The sequence below is a fragment of the Kosakonia sp. CFBP8986 genome, from assembly GCF_034044935.1.
Taxonomy (GTDB): Bacteria; Pseudomonadota; Gammaproteobacteria; order Enterobacterales; family Enterobacteriaceae; genus Kosakonia; species Kosakonia cowanii.
Window position 1 is genome coordinate 245113 of record NZ_JAXCXB010000004.1, and the last position, 17985, is coordinate 263097.

The 17985-nt window shown below is 62.3% G+C and carries 2 protein-coding genes; both read left to right on the forward strand.

Annotated features, from left to right (window positions below; translation table 11 throughout):
- The first annotated feature begins 32 nt into the window (after positions 1-32).
- Complete coding sequence (locus tag SOM48_RS10765) at positions 33-10850, forward strand: non-ribosomal peptide synthetase (protein ID WP_320512040.1); 10818 nt, start codon at positions 33-35, stop codon at positions 10848-10850.
- The gene (locus SOM48_RS10770; RefSeq protein WP_320511912.1) at positions 10847-17938 is read left to right on the forward strand and encodes a non-ribosomal peptide synthetase; all 7092 of its coding nucleotides are present in this window, start codon (positions 10847-10849) and stop codon (positions 17936-17938) included. Before SOM48_RS10765 ends, SOM48_RS10770 begins: the two co-directional genes overlap by 4 nt.
- Positions 17939-17985: the final 47 nt, after the last annotated feature.

A 17985-nucleotide genomic window follows, 5' to 3' on the forward strand; every position in this document is an offset into this window, starting at 1 on the left:
TTGAGGTTTTGCTTATGTCCGCGCTAATTGACATGGAGTACGTCGCTTTAACATCCGCACAAATGGGAATGTGGTTAGCGAATGAAGTCGCCCTGAATCCGGGAAATAATACAATCAGCGAATATTTAATTATTGATGGCGAAGTAAGCCCAATATTATTTAAAGCGGCAGTCAAAAAAATGATTGCTGAAGCCGAAACAATGCACGGCCGTTTTTTTCAAACAGACAACACGGTAAAGCAGCAGTTGCCCGCCATCGATAATTATGATGCTGCCTTTTACGATTTCAGTGCGCGCCCGGATGCCTGGGAAGCCGCACTGGCCTTTATGAGCGAGCAGACAAATCAACGCTTCTCCCTTACACGAGGGAACGCATTTATCTTTTGTCTCATTAAGCTCAGCCCGAAGAGATTCCTCTATTACCACTGCTGCCACCATATCCTGCTGGACGGTTTTGGCGCTTCGCTGATCCTTCGCCGCACGGTCGATATCTACAATGCGCTGGTGATGGATAAACCTATCGCGCCGACGCCGTTCGGCAACTTTCGCGTCTTGATTGCAGAAGATACCGCCTACAGAAACTCACACCGCTTTCTTCGCGATCGCGAATACTGGATGGCGCGCTTTCAGGATACGCCAGCGCCCGCAAGCCTGGCGGGCCGCAGCGCGCCGGATGCGCCGATCGTCCGCCAGCGCAACAATATCGATTTAGCCCTGCATCAGGCCCTGCATCGCCATGCCGAAGCCGCAGGCTGCACGCTCCCGCAGCTGCTTACGGCGTTAACCGCCGTTTACCTCTACCGCATGACCGGTCAGCAAGAGGTGGTGATTGGGCTACCGATGGCGGCACGCGTCGGGCGAGTGCAGCGCACCACGCCTGCGATGATGTCCAACATCATGCCAATACGCCTGCCGCTTTCGCCCGCGCTGACCCTTGATGATGTGCTGGTGCTGGTCGCAAAAGAGATGATGTCCGCGTTACGTCACCAGCAGTATCCCCATGAAGCGTTAACCCGCGATCTTAAACTCGACCGCCCGCTCTACCACACCACCATCAACGTCGAGTTATTTGGCGACGATCTGGCCTTCAACGGCGCGAAAACTTTCCCGGTGAATACCAGCAACGGGCCGGTTGACGATCTGGCGATCTTCTTCTTTGGTTACGGCGACGAACACACGCTGGTCGTCGGCTTTGATGCTAATAGCGCGCTCTACAGCCCAGAGAGTTTAGCCGCCCATCACCAGCGCATGCTGGCGCTGTTTAGCGCGTTAATCGACCAACCGCACGCCGCGATTGGTGCCCCCTCGCTGCTGAGCGCAGAAGAGGAGCAGCTTTTTGCCCGCGCCAATGATACCTGCGCGCCCGTGCCGCCCCTCTCCTTTGCGGCGCTGTTTGAACGCCAGGCCAGAAGCACGCCGCACGCGCCTGCGCTTAACGATCGGCACACCCAGCTGAGCTACAGCCAGCTTAACCGCCAGGCGAACCGGCTTAGCCGCTATCTACAGGCGCAGGGTGTGCGCCCAGGCGACAGCGTCGCGCTGCTCCTGCCGCGCACGGTGGAGATGGTCATCGCCATGCTGGCAGTCGCCAAGGCGCAGGCCATTTACCTGCCCCTTGATGCCGATCATCCGGCGGAGCGCCTGCAGCATATTCTCGCCACCGCCCAACCGACGCTGATCCTCTCCTCGTCGCAAACGGCGGGGGTCGTTACCGGTTATCGCCAGCAGCAGATCGACAGTGACGCGGCGGTGGCGGCTATTGCGGCACAGCACGACGATAACCTGACCACGCTGCCACAACCGCAGCAGCCAGCGTATGTGCTCTTTACCTCCGGCTCCACCGGCGCGCCGAAAGGGGTACTGGTCTCTCACGGCGCGTTAACGAATTTCCTCACCGCCATGCAGCACACCGTGCAGCTGACGGCGCAGCATCGGCTGTTAGCCGTGACCACCCTTAGTTTTGATATCGCCGCGCTGGAGCTCTTATTGCCGCTGATGACCGGCGCGTCGGTCACTATCGCCTCACGTGAGTGCGCGCGCGACCCGCGTCTGCTGGCGCAGGCGATCGCTGAACATCAGATCACCCATATGCAGGGTACGCCCGCGCTGTGGCATGGGTTAGTGGCCTATCAGCCCGATTCGCTGTCTGGCCTGACGGCGCTGGTCGGCGGCGATGCGCTATCCCAAACGCTTGCGGAGCGTATGATCGCCCTCTCTGAGCGCGTCATTCAGCTCTATGGCCCCACCGAAACCACTATCTGGTCGACCTTAAGCGAGCTGAGCGCCGCGCACCCCTCGCCGTCGGTTATCGGTAAACCGCTCTTTAATACCCGCATCCATATCCTTGATGACGCACTGAAACCGGTGCCGGTTGGGCAGCCTGGCGAACTCTATATCGCTGGTGACGGGCTGGCGCTCGGCTATCTCAACCGCGCAGATTTAACCAGCGAGCGCTTTGTTGCCAGCCCCTTTGATGAGGAGGGTAAGCGGATGTATCGCACCGGCGATATGGCTTGCTGGAGTGAAGAGCAGACGATCGTTTTCCTTGGCCGGGTGGACAATCAGGTCAAGATCCGCGGCTATCGCATTGAACTCGGGGAGATTGAAAACGCGCTCAACGCCCTTCCCGACGTTAAACAGGCGCTGGTCGTCGCCCATGAGGAGAAAAAGAGCGGGCAGAAACGGCTGGTGGCGTACGTCGTGGCGCACGATGATGCAGCCTGTAGCCCGGACGCGCTGCGCGCGGCATCGGCGCAAAAACTACCGGACTATATGGTGCCCGCGCGGGTGATGGTGCTGGCACACTTCCCCCTGACGGCGAATGGCAAAATCGACCGCCGGGCGCTGCCGCAACCGACTTTTACCTCCCTCGCCCCGGTGCCGCCCGCTACTGCGCAGCAGCGGGAGCTGTGCCAGCTGTTTGCCGAGTGCCTGGCCATCGACCCGCCCGGTATTGATGACAACTTTTTTAGCCTCGGCGGGCACTCGCTGTTAGCCCTGCAATTACTCAGCCGCCTGCGCCAGAGTTTCGGCGTGGAGCTGTCGCTGAAAACCCTGTTTGATGCCCCGACCGTTGCCGAACTGAGTATGCAGATAGCGGCGGCGCACGGCCAGACCGCACGCCCTGCGCTGGTCGCACAACCGCGCCCGCCGCAGCTGCCGATGTCGTTTGCCCAGCAGCGCTTATGGTTGCAGCAGCAAATCGCCCCCAGCAGCGCCTACAATATGCCGCTGGCGCTGACGCTGAGCGGCCCGCTGGATACGGCAGTGCTGGCGCAGGCGCTCTCTGACGTTATCGCCCGCCACGAGAGCCTGCGCACGCTGTTAACTCAGCAGGAAGAGATGCCCTGCCAGCAGATCCTTGCGGCTCACGACGTGAAGTTTGCGCTGCCGACCCTCGCCATCGCGCCCGAGCACCTTGAAGCGCAGTTGGTAATGGAGTGCCAGCATCTCTTTGCGTTGGATAGTGAACTGCCGGTTAAAGCCTGGCTCTATCAACTGGCAGCAGAGCAACATGTTCTGCTGCTGCTCATTCACCATACCGCCGGGGATGGTGGCTCCCTGCTGCCGCTACTGGAGGATTTGCGTCTCTGCTGGCAGGCGCGTGCCGCAGGCCAACACCCGCAGTTGCAGCCGCTGACCGTCCAGTACGCCGATTACGCGCTCTGGCAGCGCGCGTTGCTGAGCGAAGCGCCGCGCCATAGCCAGCAGCTGGACTACTGGTGTCAACAGCTGGCGGACGTGCCGGAAGAGGTGACGCTGCCCGCCGACCGGCCTCGCCCCGCGCAGGCGGATTACCGTGGCGACCGCGTCGACTTCGCGCTCTCCGATGAGCTGTTATCGCGCCTGAAAAAACGGGGCGATGAGATGGGCGTGAGCCTGTTTATGCTGCTGCATGCGGCGCTGGCAACGCTGCTGCATCGCCTCGGCGCGGGTGATGACATCGTAATCGGTACGCCGCTTTACGCCCGCAGCGACGCCGCCCTGCTGCCGCTGATCGGCTATTTCGCCAATACGGCGGTGCTGCGAACGGATATGGGAGGCAACCCGACGCTAAGCGACATTGTCGCCCAGGCGAAATCGGCGGTGCTGGAAGCCAACCAGCATCAGGATCTCCCCTTTGAGCAGGTCGTCGAGGCGCTGGCACCCGGTCGCACCTTAGCCCGTCATCCGCTCTTTCAGGTGATGATGGTGGTCGATACACCGTGGCCGCAGGCGGTCACCTTCCCGCAAGTGACGGTGGCACAACGCCAGCTCCCGACCACCACCGCCAAATTCGATCTGCTGTTTCATTTTGATGTTGATGACGCGCAGCAACGCCTGAGCGGGCATATTGAATATGCCACCGCCCTCTATGATGGCCGCACGGTTGCGGGCTTTGCCGAACAGTTAATCCGGGTTATCGAAACTATCGCGCAGCGTCCCGAAGCCCGCCTTGCGCAGATCCCGCTGTTAAGCGCCGCGCAGCGTGAAACCGTGCTAAAGCGCTGGAACGCAACGGATGTGACGTTGCCGCCGCTGTCGCTGGCCGGGCTGTTTGAAACGCAGGTGCAGCGCTCGCCCGATGCCATTGCGGTGAAAGAGGGCGAGAAAAGGCTGAGCTATCGCCACCTCAATGAGGCAGCAAACCGGCTTGCGCACCGCCTGATGACGCAGACCGGGGGCGCACCGTTCTGCGCCGGGTTACTGATGCAGCACTCGATGAACGAAGTTATCGCCGTGCTCGCCGTTATCAAGGCTGGCGGTGCTTACCTGCCGCTGCGCATCACCGATCCGCTGGAGCGCCAGCAGTTAATGGTGAACGAGGCCGGCGCCACGCTACTGCTGGCCGATGCCACCTTACCGCTGCCTACGGTCGACAATGTCGTGTTTATCAGTGAGGAACCTGCGGGCGACTGGCCGCTAAGCAATCCGCCACTTATCTCTGCGCCCGGCAGCCTGGCCTATATCATGTTCACCTCCGGTTCGACCGGTAAGCCGAAAGGGATTGCGGTCGAGCAGCAGAGTGTGGCGGCGCTGGCGCTGGATCGCCGCTGGCGGGCAGAGGATCATCAGCGGGTGCTGCTGCACTCTCCGTCGGCCTTTGATGCCTCAACTTATGAGCTGTGGGTGCCGTTGCTGGGCGGCGGCACCGTTATCGTCGCGCCGTCGGGCGAGCTGGATATCGATACGCTGGCGCAGAGTATCGTCGATGAAAAGGTCACCGCGCTGTGGCTCACCGCCGGGCTATTTCACCTGATGGCAGAGGTGCATCCTGAGGCGCTGAAGGGCGTGCGTTTACTGATTGCGGGCGGGGATGTGCTCTCCATACACGCCATTCGCGAGGTGATGACGCATAACCCCGCGCTTGTGATGATGAACGGCTACGGGCCGACGGAAACCACCACCTTCGCCACCACATGGCCCATGGTGCAGATCCCGGAGGGCGTGACGGTGCCTGTCGGCACGCCGCTCGACAATACGCAGCTTTATGTCCTTGATGCTTACCTCAACCCGCTGCCGGTCGGCATGCCCGGTGAACTCTATATTGCCGGGATCGGGCTGGCGCGCGGATATCACCGCAACCCCTGCCTGACCGCGGCGCATTTTGTTGCGAACCCATTTTCAGTGCACGGCGAGCGCATGTATCGCTCCGGCGACCAGGTGCGCTGGCGCGAGGATGGCGTGCTGGAGTACCTGAACCGTGGCGATCAGCAGGTCAAAATTCGCGGCTTCCGCATTGAGCTGGCAGAAGTGGAAGCGGCCCTGCGAAAGCAAGCAGCGGTGGCTCAGGCGCTGGTGAGCGCTCGCGAGAACAACCAAGGGAACAGGCAACTGATTGCGTGGGTGACGGCAAAACCTGGCGCAACCTGCGATGCCGACGCGCTGCGCCGGGCGCTGGGCGCCCAGTTGCCGGACTTTATGGTGCCGGCAATGATTGTTCCCCTTGAGCACTTCCCTCTGACCGCGAACGGCAAAGTCGATCAGCGCGCCCTGCCCGCACCGCAGGTTGCCAGCGTCGCGCACCGTACGCCGCGCAATGACCTTGAGCGCACCCTCTGTACGCTCTTCGCCGCGGTATTGGGCGTGCCGGAGGTTGGAATTGATGATGACTTCTTTGCCCTCGGCGGCCACTCGCTGATGGCCTCCCGCCTGGTGAGCAAAATTCGCCGGGTGCTCAATCTCAATCCGGCGATCCGCGACCTGTTTGAAGCCCCGACGGTGGCGCAGTTTGCCGGGCGGTTGCAGGGCCACCAACCGACGCGCCCGCGCCTGTGCCAGGGCGAGCGGCCACCGCTTCTGCCGCTCTCTTCACCGCAGCGCCGTCTCTGGATGATCGACCGCATTGAGCAGGGTAAATACACCTACAATATGCCCGTCACGCTCACCTTACGGGGGGATATCGTCGTCTCCGCGCTGATGACGGCACTCGACGATATCGTGCTGCGCCATGAAAGCTTACGCACGCGCTTTCATGAGCTTAACGATGGGACGGTTTGCCAGAGGATCACCCCGGCCTCGATAGCCTGTTGCCCGCTGACCCTGCTCACGGTTTCCGCCGACGACCTGCCCCACGCCGTGCAGACCGCCGCACAATACACCTTCGATCTGGCGCAGGAAGATCCCTGTCGCGCCTGGTTGTTTAAGGTGGATGATGACCACCATCTGTTACTCATTCTGATGCACCATATCGCCAGCGATGGCGGATCGATTGCCCCGCTGCTGCACGATCTGGCAGAGGCCTACAACGCCCGCGCGCAGAACCGAGTGCCCGCCTGGAGACCGCTTGCGGTGCAGTATGCCGACTACACGCTGTGGCAGCAGGCGCTGCTCGGTGCGTCGGACGAGAACGACAGCCTCTTCAACCGCCAGCTGGCCTGGTGGCGCAATACGCTGCATGACCTGCCCGACGAACTTCAGTTGCCCACTGACCGGCCGCGCCCGCTGCGCGCCAGCTATGTGGGTAAACAGTGCCACTTCGCCATTGATGCCCGCACAACCGCAGCATTAGGGGCGCTGGCACGGCAGCATAACGCCAGCCTGTTTATGCTGTTACAGGCGGCGCTGGCGGTGCTGCTTTGCCGCTGCGGCGCGGGCGAGGATATCCCGATCGGCACGGCGGTCGAGGGGCGTAGCGACGAGGCACTCGAACCGCTGGTCGGCTTTTTTATCAACACCCTGGTGATGCGGACCGATCTCAGCGGCAATCCCTCATTTGTGGCACTGCTTGAGCGCGTTCGCGAGGGCGCGCTGGCGGCCTGGGAGCACCAGGATATCCCGTTCGAGAGCCTGGTCGAGGCGTTAAATCCCGCCCGCTCGCTGGCGCGCCATCCGCTCTTCCAGGTGATGCTGGTGCTGCAAAACGTCGCGCGCAGTGATGCCCTCTTCGATGAGTTGGAAACCGTGGTCGAGATGCCGTCGTTGCCGGTGGCGAAATTTGATCTCACCTTTAACCTCGAAGAGACGCCGGAGGGGCTGTGCGGCATGGTGGAGTACGCCGTGGATCTGTTTGACGAGGCGACCGTCGGGCGCATGGCGGGCTACTTCACCCACCTGCTGGCGGGCATCGCCACCGATGCCTCGCGTCGCGTGAGCGAACTGCCGATCTTCAGCGACGCTGAGCGGCACGAAATAATGCAGACGTGGAACAACAGCGCGCGCGAGGTTCCCGCCGCGACCTTTGCCGAACAGTTTGAAGCCATCGTGCGCGCAACGCCGCAGGCAATAGCCCTGATTGGCGACGAGGAGACATTGACCTACGCGCAGCTGGATCAGCGGGCAAACCGCCTGGCAAACCTGATGCTGGCGCGGGGAATTGGCGCCGAGCAGATTGTCGCCATCGCGCTGCCGCGATCCGTTGCCCTTATCGTGTCCATCATTGCCACGATGAAAACGGGCGCCGCCTATCTGCCTCTCGATCCTGATTACCCACCCGAGCGGGTGGCGTATATGTTAAGCCACGCGCAGCCAGGGCTGGTGATAAGCCAGGCGGCATTCGCCGACCGGCTGGCATCGGAGTATGCCGCGCTGCGCCTTGACCACCCGGCCCTGCGCGGGCTGCTTGCCGACCACAGTGCCGAAGCGATTACGCTGCCGCGCAGGTTGCAGTGCGATAACGCCGCCTACCTTATCTACACCTCTGGCTCGACCGGCGCGCCAAAAGGGGTCGTCGTCACCCATCGGGGGATTGGTCATCTGGTCGCCAGCATGGTTGAGCGCCTGCACGTGACGCCGCAAAGCCGCGTATTGCAGTTCGCCTCGCCAAGCTTCGACGCCTCATTCTGGGATATCAGCATGGCACTGCTGAGCGGCGCGGCGCTGGTCGTGGCGGCAAAAGAGGCGCTAACCCCTGGCAAACCGCTTTATACCCTGATGCACGATCGCGCGGTTACCCATGCCACGCTGCCACCGGTTGGGCTGGCGGTTATGCCACGCGAACCGCTGCCCGCCCTGGCAACGCTTATTGTCGCTGGCGAGGCCTGCCCGCCGGAACTGATCGCCTTCTGGGGCACCGGGCGGCGAATGATTAATGCCTATGGACCGAGCGAATCGACCGTTTGCGCCACCATCAGCCAGCCGTTGCAGGCCGACCGCCTGCCGCCGATTGGCAGCCCAATTTTCAACATGCAGGCTTATGTGCTGGACGCGCATCTGCAACCCGTTCCGCCGGGGGTAAAAGGCGAACTCTATATTGCCGGTGAAAGCCTGGCGCGCGGCTACCTGAAACGGCCTGATTTAACGGCAGAACGCTTCGTCGCCAACCCCTTTGGCGCACCAGGCAGCCGGATGTACCGCACCGGCGATATGGCAAGCTGGAGCCGTGAGGGCGAGCTGATGTTCGCCGGGCGCGTCGATCACCAGGTCAAAATCCGCGGTTTTCGTATTGAGCTGGGCGAGATTGAATCCCAGCTGCGAAAACATCCGCAGATCACGCAGGCGACGGTGATTGTCCGCGAGGATAAGCCCGGACTGCGCCAGCTGGTGGCTTACGCCGTTGCCCGCGATGAGCAGGCGCAGGGCGGGGAGATCCGCGACTTTTTACGCGACTTTCTGCCGGACTATATGGTGCCGGTTGCCGTGGTTCTGCTACCGGCGATACCGGTCACGCCAAACGGCAAAGTCGACCGCCGCGCGCTGCCTGCGCCGCAGTTTACCCGCACCCAGCACACCCCACCGCGTAACGCGCAGGAGCAGCTGCTCAGCACCCTGTTCGCCGAGTTGCTCAACCTGGCGGAGGTCGACCGCACGACAAGCTTCTTCGAGCTGGGCGGCGACAGCATCACGGCGATACAGCTGGTCGCGCGCGCCCGTCAGGCGGGCTGGCTATTCACCCCGCGCGATGTGTTTGAGCATAAATCGGTCGCCGGGCTGGCTGGCATCATGACCGCCGTTGCAGAGCAGGATACCGCCCCGCAGGTTGCTGCCGTCGGCGACCTGCCCGCGACCCCGATCATCCACTGGTTGATGGAGAACCCCGGCGATATCAACGCCTTTTGCCAGGCAACGCTGCTGCACACGCCCGCAGAACTGGATGCGCAAACCCTGCGCGAGCTGCTCGCCGAGCTGCTCAGGCACCATGATGCGCTGCGCTTAACTGCCCGCCGCGAGGCCAACGGCGAGATCCATCTCGCTGTGCCGACTGCCATGGATGAGAGTGAGATGCTGGAGATTGTTGACTGCCTGCCGCTCTCGCCTGAGCAGCGGCAGCAGCAGATAGAAGAGGCGTGTCGCCGGGCGAAACAGCGGCTCGACCCGGCGCGCGGCAAGATGGTGCAGGCCGTCTGGTTCCGCGCCGCCTGCGGCGAACCGGGCCAGCTGATGCTGGTGTTGCACCACCTGGTGGTGGACGGCGTCTCCTGGCGGATACTCGCTGCCGACCTGCTTGCCCTCTGGCGCGCCCGTGCTGCGGGGAGAAACGCGCAGCTGACCGACGCAGGCACCTGCTTTCGCGCCTGGGCGCTGCGCCTTGAGCAGGAAGCGCAACGCCGGGGTGATGAGCTGGCGCACTGGCAGAGCGTGCTCAGCCAGCCGGATGGGCTGTTAACCACACGACCTCTTGCAGGCACGCGGGACACCCTCGCCACCAGCGCCTCTTTGCAGATGGAGCTTGGCAGCGAATTTACCCAGCCTCTGCTGGCCACCCTGCCCGCGCGCTTTCACGCCGGTATCAACGATGTGCTGCTCTGCGCCCTGGCGCTGGCCATCACGGCATGGCGCGAGGATGGGCAAACGGATGTGCTGCTGGATGTCGAAGGGCACGGGCGCGAAGAGCTGGCGGGAACCGCGCTGTCGAACACCGTTGGCTGGTTTACCACGCTCTACCCGGTGCGTCTTGCTCCGGGTCGCGCACAGTTAACCCATCCCCACTCGCTGAGTAGCGCGCTGAAGAGCGTCAAAGAGCAGTTGCGCCAGGTGCCGGGCAACGGGCTGGGTTACGGCCTGCTGCGCTATCTCAATCCGCAAACGCGCCCGCAACTTGCCGCGCTGCCACAGCCGCAAATCGGCTTTAACTATCTGGGCCGCCTCAGCGTTGAAGAGGCGCGGGACTGGCAGCTTGCGGCTGAGGCCCGCCTGCTTGATACCCGCGCACACGACAGCTTCGCGCTGCCGCATGCCCTCTCGCTCAATGCCGTGGTGGAAGCGCGTGCAAGCGGCCCGGTGCTGGTGGCGAACTGGAGTTGGGCGACTGAGCTTTATGCTGAAGATCGCGTCAGCCGCCTGGCTACGGGGTGGTTTAGCTGGCTGAAAGCGCTGTCGCAGCTTACGCAGGTCGACGATATCGGCGGTTTCACCCCTTCAGATGTGCCCCTGGTGGCGCTGCAACAGGCGGGGCTGTCAAAACTTCAGGCAAAATGGACGAAGAAAAAATGAGTATGGATATTAAAGAGATACTGCCGTTATCCCCGTTACAGAAAGGTCTGCTGTTCCATATGCTGCTTGATACGCGCGGCAGCGATGCCTATCAGGTGCAACAGGTTTATCAACTTGAGGGGGAGCTGGATGTCGCCAGGCTCAGGCAGGCCGTCGGGCAGCTGCTGGCACGTCATCCCCACCTCTGCGCCGGGTTTGAGTATGAAGAGGTCGACACGCCGGTTCAGTTGATCCTCTCTGGCCTGCCGCTCCCCTGGCAGGAGATCGATCTAAGTATCCTGTCAACGTCGCAGCAGGCGTCCGCTTATGGTGCGTTGCTGGAAACGGACTACAACACCCGCTTCGCCGCCGACACGCCGCCTCTGCTGCGCTTTACCCTCGTGAAGTGCTCGCCGACGCAGCATAAGCTGATCTTTACCAATCACCACCTGCTGCTGGATGGCTGGTCGATTCCGGTTCTGCTCGATGAGCTGTTTCGCTTATACCTCGCGGAGCCGTTGCCGCCCGCCGTATCCTATCGCGACTATTTGTATTGGCTTGCCGAGCGTGACACCGAGAAGATGCGCGAGGCCTGGCGCGAGGCGTTACGCGGCCTGCAAGGCCCTACCCATCTCGCCAAAGGGCGCACCACCGACAATTTGCAGCCGCACCTGCTCCACAGAACGGTGGATGCCGACCGTACCCGGCAGCTTAACCGCTGCGCCCGCGAGCTTGGCGTAACGGTCAATACGCTGTTGCAGTGCGCCTGGGGCATGCTGCTTGGCGCGCTTACCGGGCGCTGCGACGTGGTTTTCGGCATTACTGTTTCCGGCAGACCGGCGGAGCTTAGCGGTATCGAAAGGATGGTCGGGTTACTGATCAACACGCTGCCGCTTCGCCTCAGCTGGCGCATGGAGGAGAGTTTTGCCACGCTGCTGCAACGGCTACAGGCGGAGCAGACGCGCCTGCTCGACAGCCAGTATCTCGATCTCACCACCATCCAGGCTGACGCTGGCGGCGAGGCGCTGTTTGATACGCTGATGGTGTTTGAGAACTACCCGCAGAGCGCAAGCGCCGAAATGAGCGAAAAATTAACGGTTTCGCTCGCCTCACACCGCGGCGGCGATGCCTCCCACTACCCGCTGGGGCTTATCGCTGTTCCCGGCGAATCGCTCGCGCTGCGCTTTAGCGCGCTGGCCGATATCTTCCCCGATGAGGAGGTTGAGCGGCTGGCGGATCGCTTCCTGCATCTGCTTTACACCATGATTGACCGCCCTGACAGCCTTATCGGCCACGCTTCGCTGTTACTGCCGCAGGAGGCGCAGGCGCTGCTTCCCACACCGTCATCGTTCGATAAGAGGACGCAAACCACGCTGCACGAGGTGTTTGAACAGTGCGCCGCGCACTACCCGGATGCCACTGCCCTCTCGCTTGGCGAAAAGACGCTTTGCTACGCCGAGCTTAACCAGCGGGCGAACCAACTTGCCCGTCATCTGGTGAGCTGCGGCATCGGCAGCGAAGAGATTGTGGCGCTGGCGCTGCCGCGCACGCTTGAGGCGCTGGTGGCTATTCTTGCGGTGCTGAAAGCGGGCGCGGCCTGGCTGCCGCTGGATGTGCATAACCCGCCGGAGCGGCTGGCCTACATTCTCTCCGACGCCAGACCGGCGCTAATCGTGTCACTCCAGGCGCACGCGGAGATGTTTGATGAATCGCAGCTGCTGCTCCTTGATAGCGCTGAAAGCCAGCAACGGCTGGCGCAGCAGAGCGGCGCGGATCTCCAGCAAAGCGAGCGGCTGCGCCCGGTGCATGCGCACAACCTCGCCTATATCATTTACACCTCTGGCTCCACCGGCAATCCAAAGGGGGTGATGATCCCGCACAGCAATGTGCTGCGTCTTTTCGCCGCGACAGAGGCGTGGTTCAACTTCTCGCGCCACGATATCTGGACGCTGTTTCACTCCTGCTCGTTTGATTTCTCGGTCTGGGAAATATGGGGCGCATTGCTCTATGGCGGCGAGCTGGTGGTGGTGCCCTTTATGGTCAGCCGCGATGCGCAGGCCTTTTTGCGGCTGTTAAGCGAGAAAAAAGTGACCATCCTTAACCAGACGCCGTCCGCTTTTTATCAGTTGATTGAAGCCGAGCGCGATCTTGAGCACGACGAACTGCCGCTGGCGCTGCGCAAGGTGATATTTGGTGGCGAAGCGCTGGATCTCAGCCAACTCGAGCGCTGGTATCAACGCCACCCGGATACGGCTCCCGAACTTATCAATATGTACGGCATCACGGAAACCACCGTGCATGTGAGCTATCAGCCGTTAACCGCGGCGCGGGCGCGCGAGGCGACAGGCAGCCTTATCGGCGTGGCGATCCCCGATCTGCATATCCATCTGCTGGATGATGCGCTGCGTCCGGTGCCACCAGGCGTTGAGGGCGAAATGTATATCAGCGGTGCCGGGCTGGCGCGCGGCTATCTAAACCGGGTCGAACTCTCCAGCCAACGCTTTGTTGCCGATCCCTGGGGTGCGCCGGGCTCGCGCATGTATCGCTCCGGCGATATCGCCGTCAGGAGCACAGAGGGAGACCTGCACTACCTGGGGCGCGCGGATCAGCAGGTGAAACTGCGCGGGTTTCGTATTGAGCTGGGCGAAATTGCCGCCGTCCTGCGAAGCGCCCCGCAGGTTACCCATGCAGAAGTGGTGCTGCTTGATGCCGACACTCAGCCGCAGCTAGTGGCCTACGTCACCGCCGACACGCATGCGCCGCTCGATATTGCCGCGCTGCGCAGCCTGGCGGCAGCGAAACTGCCGGGCTACATGGTGCCGAGCGCGATTATGCAGATTGAACAGTTCCCGCTGACCCTCAACGGCAAGCTGGATAAACGCGCCCTGCCGCGCCCCGATCTGAGTGCCGGAAGCGCACGACGCGCACCGCGCAGCGTGCAGGAGGAGATTCTGCTGGGGCTGTTTACCGAGGTGTTGCAGTCAGACGCCCCCGGTATTGATGACGACTTCTTTGCCCTCGGCGGCCATTCGCTGCTGGCGATGCGTCTGGTGAGCCGTATCACCCGCGTGCTGGAGGTCGAGGTGCCGATCCGCACGCTGTTTGATTATCCAACGGTCGCGCAGCTTGCCGGGCAACTGACGAAACAGGGAAGCCAGCCTGCTGAGCCCCTCTGCCCACGGCCACGCAGCGCCAGGCTGCCGCTCTCTTTTGCCCAGCAGCGGATGTGGCTTTTGAAAAACCTCGATAACAACCATGCGGCTTACAATATGCCGCTCGCCATCCGCTTACAGGGGGAGCTGAACGACGCCGCACTGCGTGAAGCCGTGCGGGATGTGGTTGAACGTCATGAGATCCTGCGCACGCGCTACCCGCTCCACCAGGGGCAGCCCTGGCAGGAGATCCTCGCTCCCGATGCGTTTGAAGTGACGTTTGAGGTGAGCGATATCGCGGCTTCGTCGCTTACCGATGCCCTTAATCACGCCGCAGCCTACCCGTTTGAGCTGGCAGAAGAGATCCCGCTGCGCGCCAGCCTGTTCCATCTTTCGCAAACCCGGCAGCATGTGCTGCTGCTGGTTATCCACCATATCGCCTGCGATGGTGGCTCGCTGGCACCGCTGTTTCGCGATCTCGCCTGCGCCTATACCGCGCGCTGCGCCATGCAAGCCCCGCAGTGGACGCCGCTGCCAGTGCAGTACGCCGATTACGCCCTCTGGCAGCGCGAGAGGCTGGGCGACATTGAGAACCAGAGCGAGACTGCCGCAGAGCAGGTCGCCTTCTGGCGTGAAGCCCTTTCCGGCGTGCCGGAAGCGATGACGTTGCCCGTCGATCGTCACCCGACGACCGAGACGAGTTACGTTGGCGAGCAGGTCAGGCTGCGCATTGATGAGAAGCTTTATCAGCAAATTACACAGCTGGCGCGCCATGAGGGGGCAACGCCCTTTATGGTGCTGCAAACCGCCGCCGCGATCCTCTTTGGCCGCATGGGCGCCGGGGAGGATATTACGCTCGGCACCGCCGTCGCCGGGCGATCAGATGAGGCGATGCGCGATCTCGTCGGCTTCTTCGTCAATACCCTGGTACTTCGCGTTTATCTGGCGGCGAAACCCACGGTGACTGAGGCGCTGGCCCAGGTGCGCGAGTTTATGCTCTCCGCCTGGGTTAACCAGGAGGTTCCCTTCGACTGGGTGGTGAAAAGCCTTAACCCCGAGCGCGTCTCTGGCAGGCATCCGCTCTTCCAGGTGATGATGGTGCTGCAAAATAACGACGCCACGCCCCCGGAGTTCGCGGATCTGACGCTTTTGCCGCAGCCTGTCGGACTGGTGACCACCAAATTTGATTTGACCTTCAACGTTGAGCAGGTTTACGGCGAGCGCGGCGACGTCAGCGCGCTGGAGGTGCAAATTGACTACCCGGTCGATCGCTTTGATGGGCAGACCATCGCTGCGCTGGCGGACTACTTCATACACCTGTTGCAGGCCATGGTGGAGGAGCCGGAGAGTGCGGTGATGACGCTGCCGCTGCTCACTGACCGGCAGCGTAACGAGATGCTCGAAGTATGGAATGAGACCCGTTGCGACGTGCCGCCCGCCACCCTGGCCGCGCAGTTTGCCCGCCAGGTCGCCGCCACGCCGCAGCGTATCGCCGTCAGCTGCGGGCAGGAGCAGCTGAGCTACCAGCAACTGGATGCCTGCGCCAGTGCCCTCGCGCAGCACCTGCAACAGCAGGGCGTAAACAGCGAGCAGGGCGTGGCGGTGCTGATGACACGCTCACTTTCGCTGGTGATTGCCCTTCTCGCGGTGGTGAAAGCGGGCGGTTTCTATGTGCCGCTGCGGGCGAGCGATCCCGCAGAGCGCTGGCAACATTGTATTGATGAGCTGGATCTGCGCATCGTGCTGCTGGATGAGATCCACCGCCAGGCGGCGCTGCCACCGGGCATTGCGCGGCTTATCGTCGATGAGGCGGCAACCCGCGCCACGGCAGAGGGCGTTGCAACAACGGTCACGCCGCACCATCTGGCTTATGTGATGTTCACCTCCGGCTCGACAGGCAAACCGAAGGGCATTGCCACCACTCAGGATAACGTGCTGGCGTTGGCACGCGACCGCCGCTGGCGAGCGGAGGCCTGCCAGCGCATTCTGCTGCACTCGGCCTATGCGTTTGACGCCTCCACCTGGGAGCTGTGGGGAACGCTGCTTAATGGCCACCATGCTGTGATCGTCCCCGGTGAAACGCTGGATCTGCCCCTGCTTGCCGACACGCTTGTGGCGGGTGAGGTTACGACCGCCTTTTTAACCTCCGGGCTGTTCCGCCTGATCGCCGAGGAGGCGAGCGACTGCCTTGCAGGCTTACGCCGGGTTTATACCGGCGGGGAGACGATCTCCGCCAGCGCGGTTCAGGCGGTGCGTGAGCGCTGGCCGCATCTCGAACTGCTGAATATTTATGGCCCGACGGAGATCACCACCTATGCGACGGACTACCCCATCACTCAGGCCGATGCGCCCTACCTTGACGTGCCGATTGGCAGAGCGTTCGATAACACCCGACTCTACGTGCTTGATAGCCATCTGCAGCCGGTGCCACCGGGCGTGGCGGCAGAGCTCTATATCGCCGGACGCGGGGTGGCACGCGGCTATATCAACCACCCGACGCTGAGCGCGGCACACTTTGTCGCCGATCCCTTTGGCCCCACAGGAAGCCGGATGTACCGCACCGGCGATATCGTCAAATGGCGGCGCGATGGCGCGCTCTGTTTTGTCAGCCGCCGCGATCAGCAGGTGAAAATTCGCGGTTTCCGCATTGAACCCGGTGAAGTGGAGATGGTGCTGAAACAGCACGCTGCGGTTCAGCAGGCGGCAGTAGTAGCCCTTGAGGATCGCAGCGGCAATAAGCAGCTTGTCGCCTATGTGGTGCCCTCTGTGCCGGAGACCGATCTCAGCGCAGCGCTACAACAGTTTGCGCGCGAGCGCCTGCCGGACTTTATGGTGCCCGCGGCGATTGTGCTGCTGGCGGCGCTGCCGCTTAACGCCAACGGTAAGCTGGCACTTGCGGATTTACCGAAGCCCGATTTCCATATTGAGCCAGGGCGCGCACCGCAAAACGAGCGGGAAAGCTGGCTGGCTGCGCGGTTTTGCGAACTGCTCAATGTGGAAACCGTCACCGTCGACAGCAGCTTTTTTGCCCTTGGCGGCCACTCATTACTGGCGGCGCGGCTGATTAACGCTATCGACAAAACGTGGCAGGTGAAACTGACGCTGCGCGATCTGTTTGAGTACCCGACGGTGGCGCTGCTGGCGCAGCGGCTTCAGAGCAACCACCGCAGCAACGTGCTGGATGTGATGCTGCCTCTGCAACCGCACGGGGAGAAAACGCCCCTCTTCTGCCTGCCGCCCGGCGGCGGGTTGAGCTGGTCCTACGCCGGGCTTATTCCCTGGCTTGGCGACACGCAACCGCTGTTTGGCCTGCAATCGCACCGGCTGAGCAGCGGGGTGTCGTTACCCTCGGTTAACGCGCTGGCAAAAAGTTACCTCGCGGAGATAGTGAAGGTGCAGCCACACGGCCCCTATGCCCTGCTCGGCTGGTCATTTGGCTGCCATCTGGCCCAAGAAATCGCCACCCTGTTGCAGCAGGCCGGGCAGGTTGTCAGCACGCTGATCCTGCTTGATGGCTACCCGCTGGGCGAGCGCTACCGCGACAGGGAGCGGCAAGACAGCGAGAGCCTCTCGGCGCTGTTTGAAGCCTTAACCGGCAGCGTGCCCGCAGAGAGTGCGCTTACCGTCGAGGCGCTGCGCCGCCGTTTAGTGACGCAGGAGCATCCGCTGGCGGTGATGGAGCCAGTGGTATTTGAGCGTATCCTTGCGGAGTTTCGCGAGGCGCCGCGCCTGCTGGCAGCCTTCACGCCGTCGCGCTTTCAGGGGGATATCCTCTTCCTGCGCGCGGCAACGCGGCGCGACGGCGAAGAGGGTTTCGATGCGCAGCTGTGGGCACCCTTTGTCGAGGGGAGAATCGCTATCCACACCCTGCCCTGCACTCATGACGGTATGTTCAGCCCGCAGGCGTTGCAGCAGGCCGGGCCGCTGATCCGCGACTGGATAGCCAAAGAGAAGTAATTTCCGTGGAGTAAAAAAACCGCCTGCAGGGCGGTTTTTTTTATCTC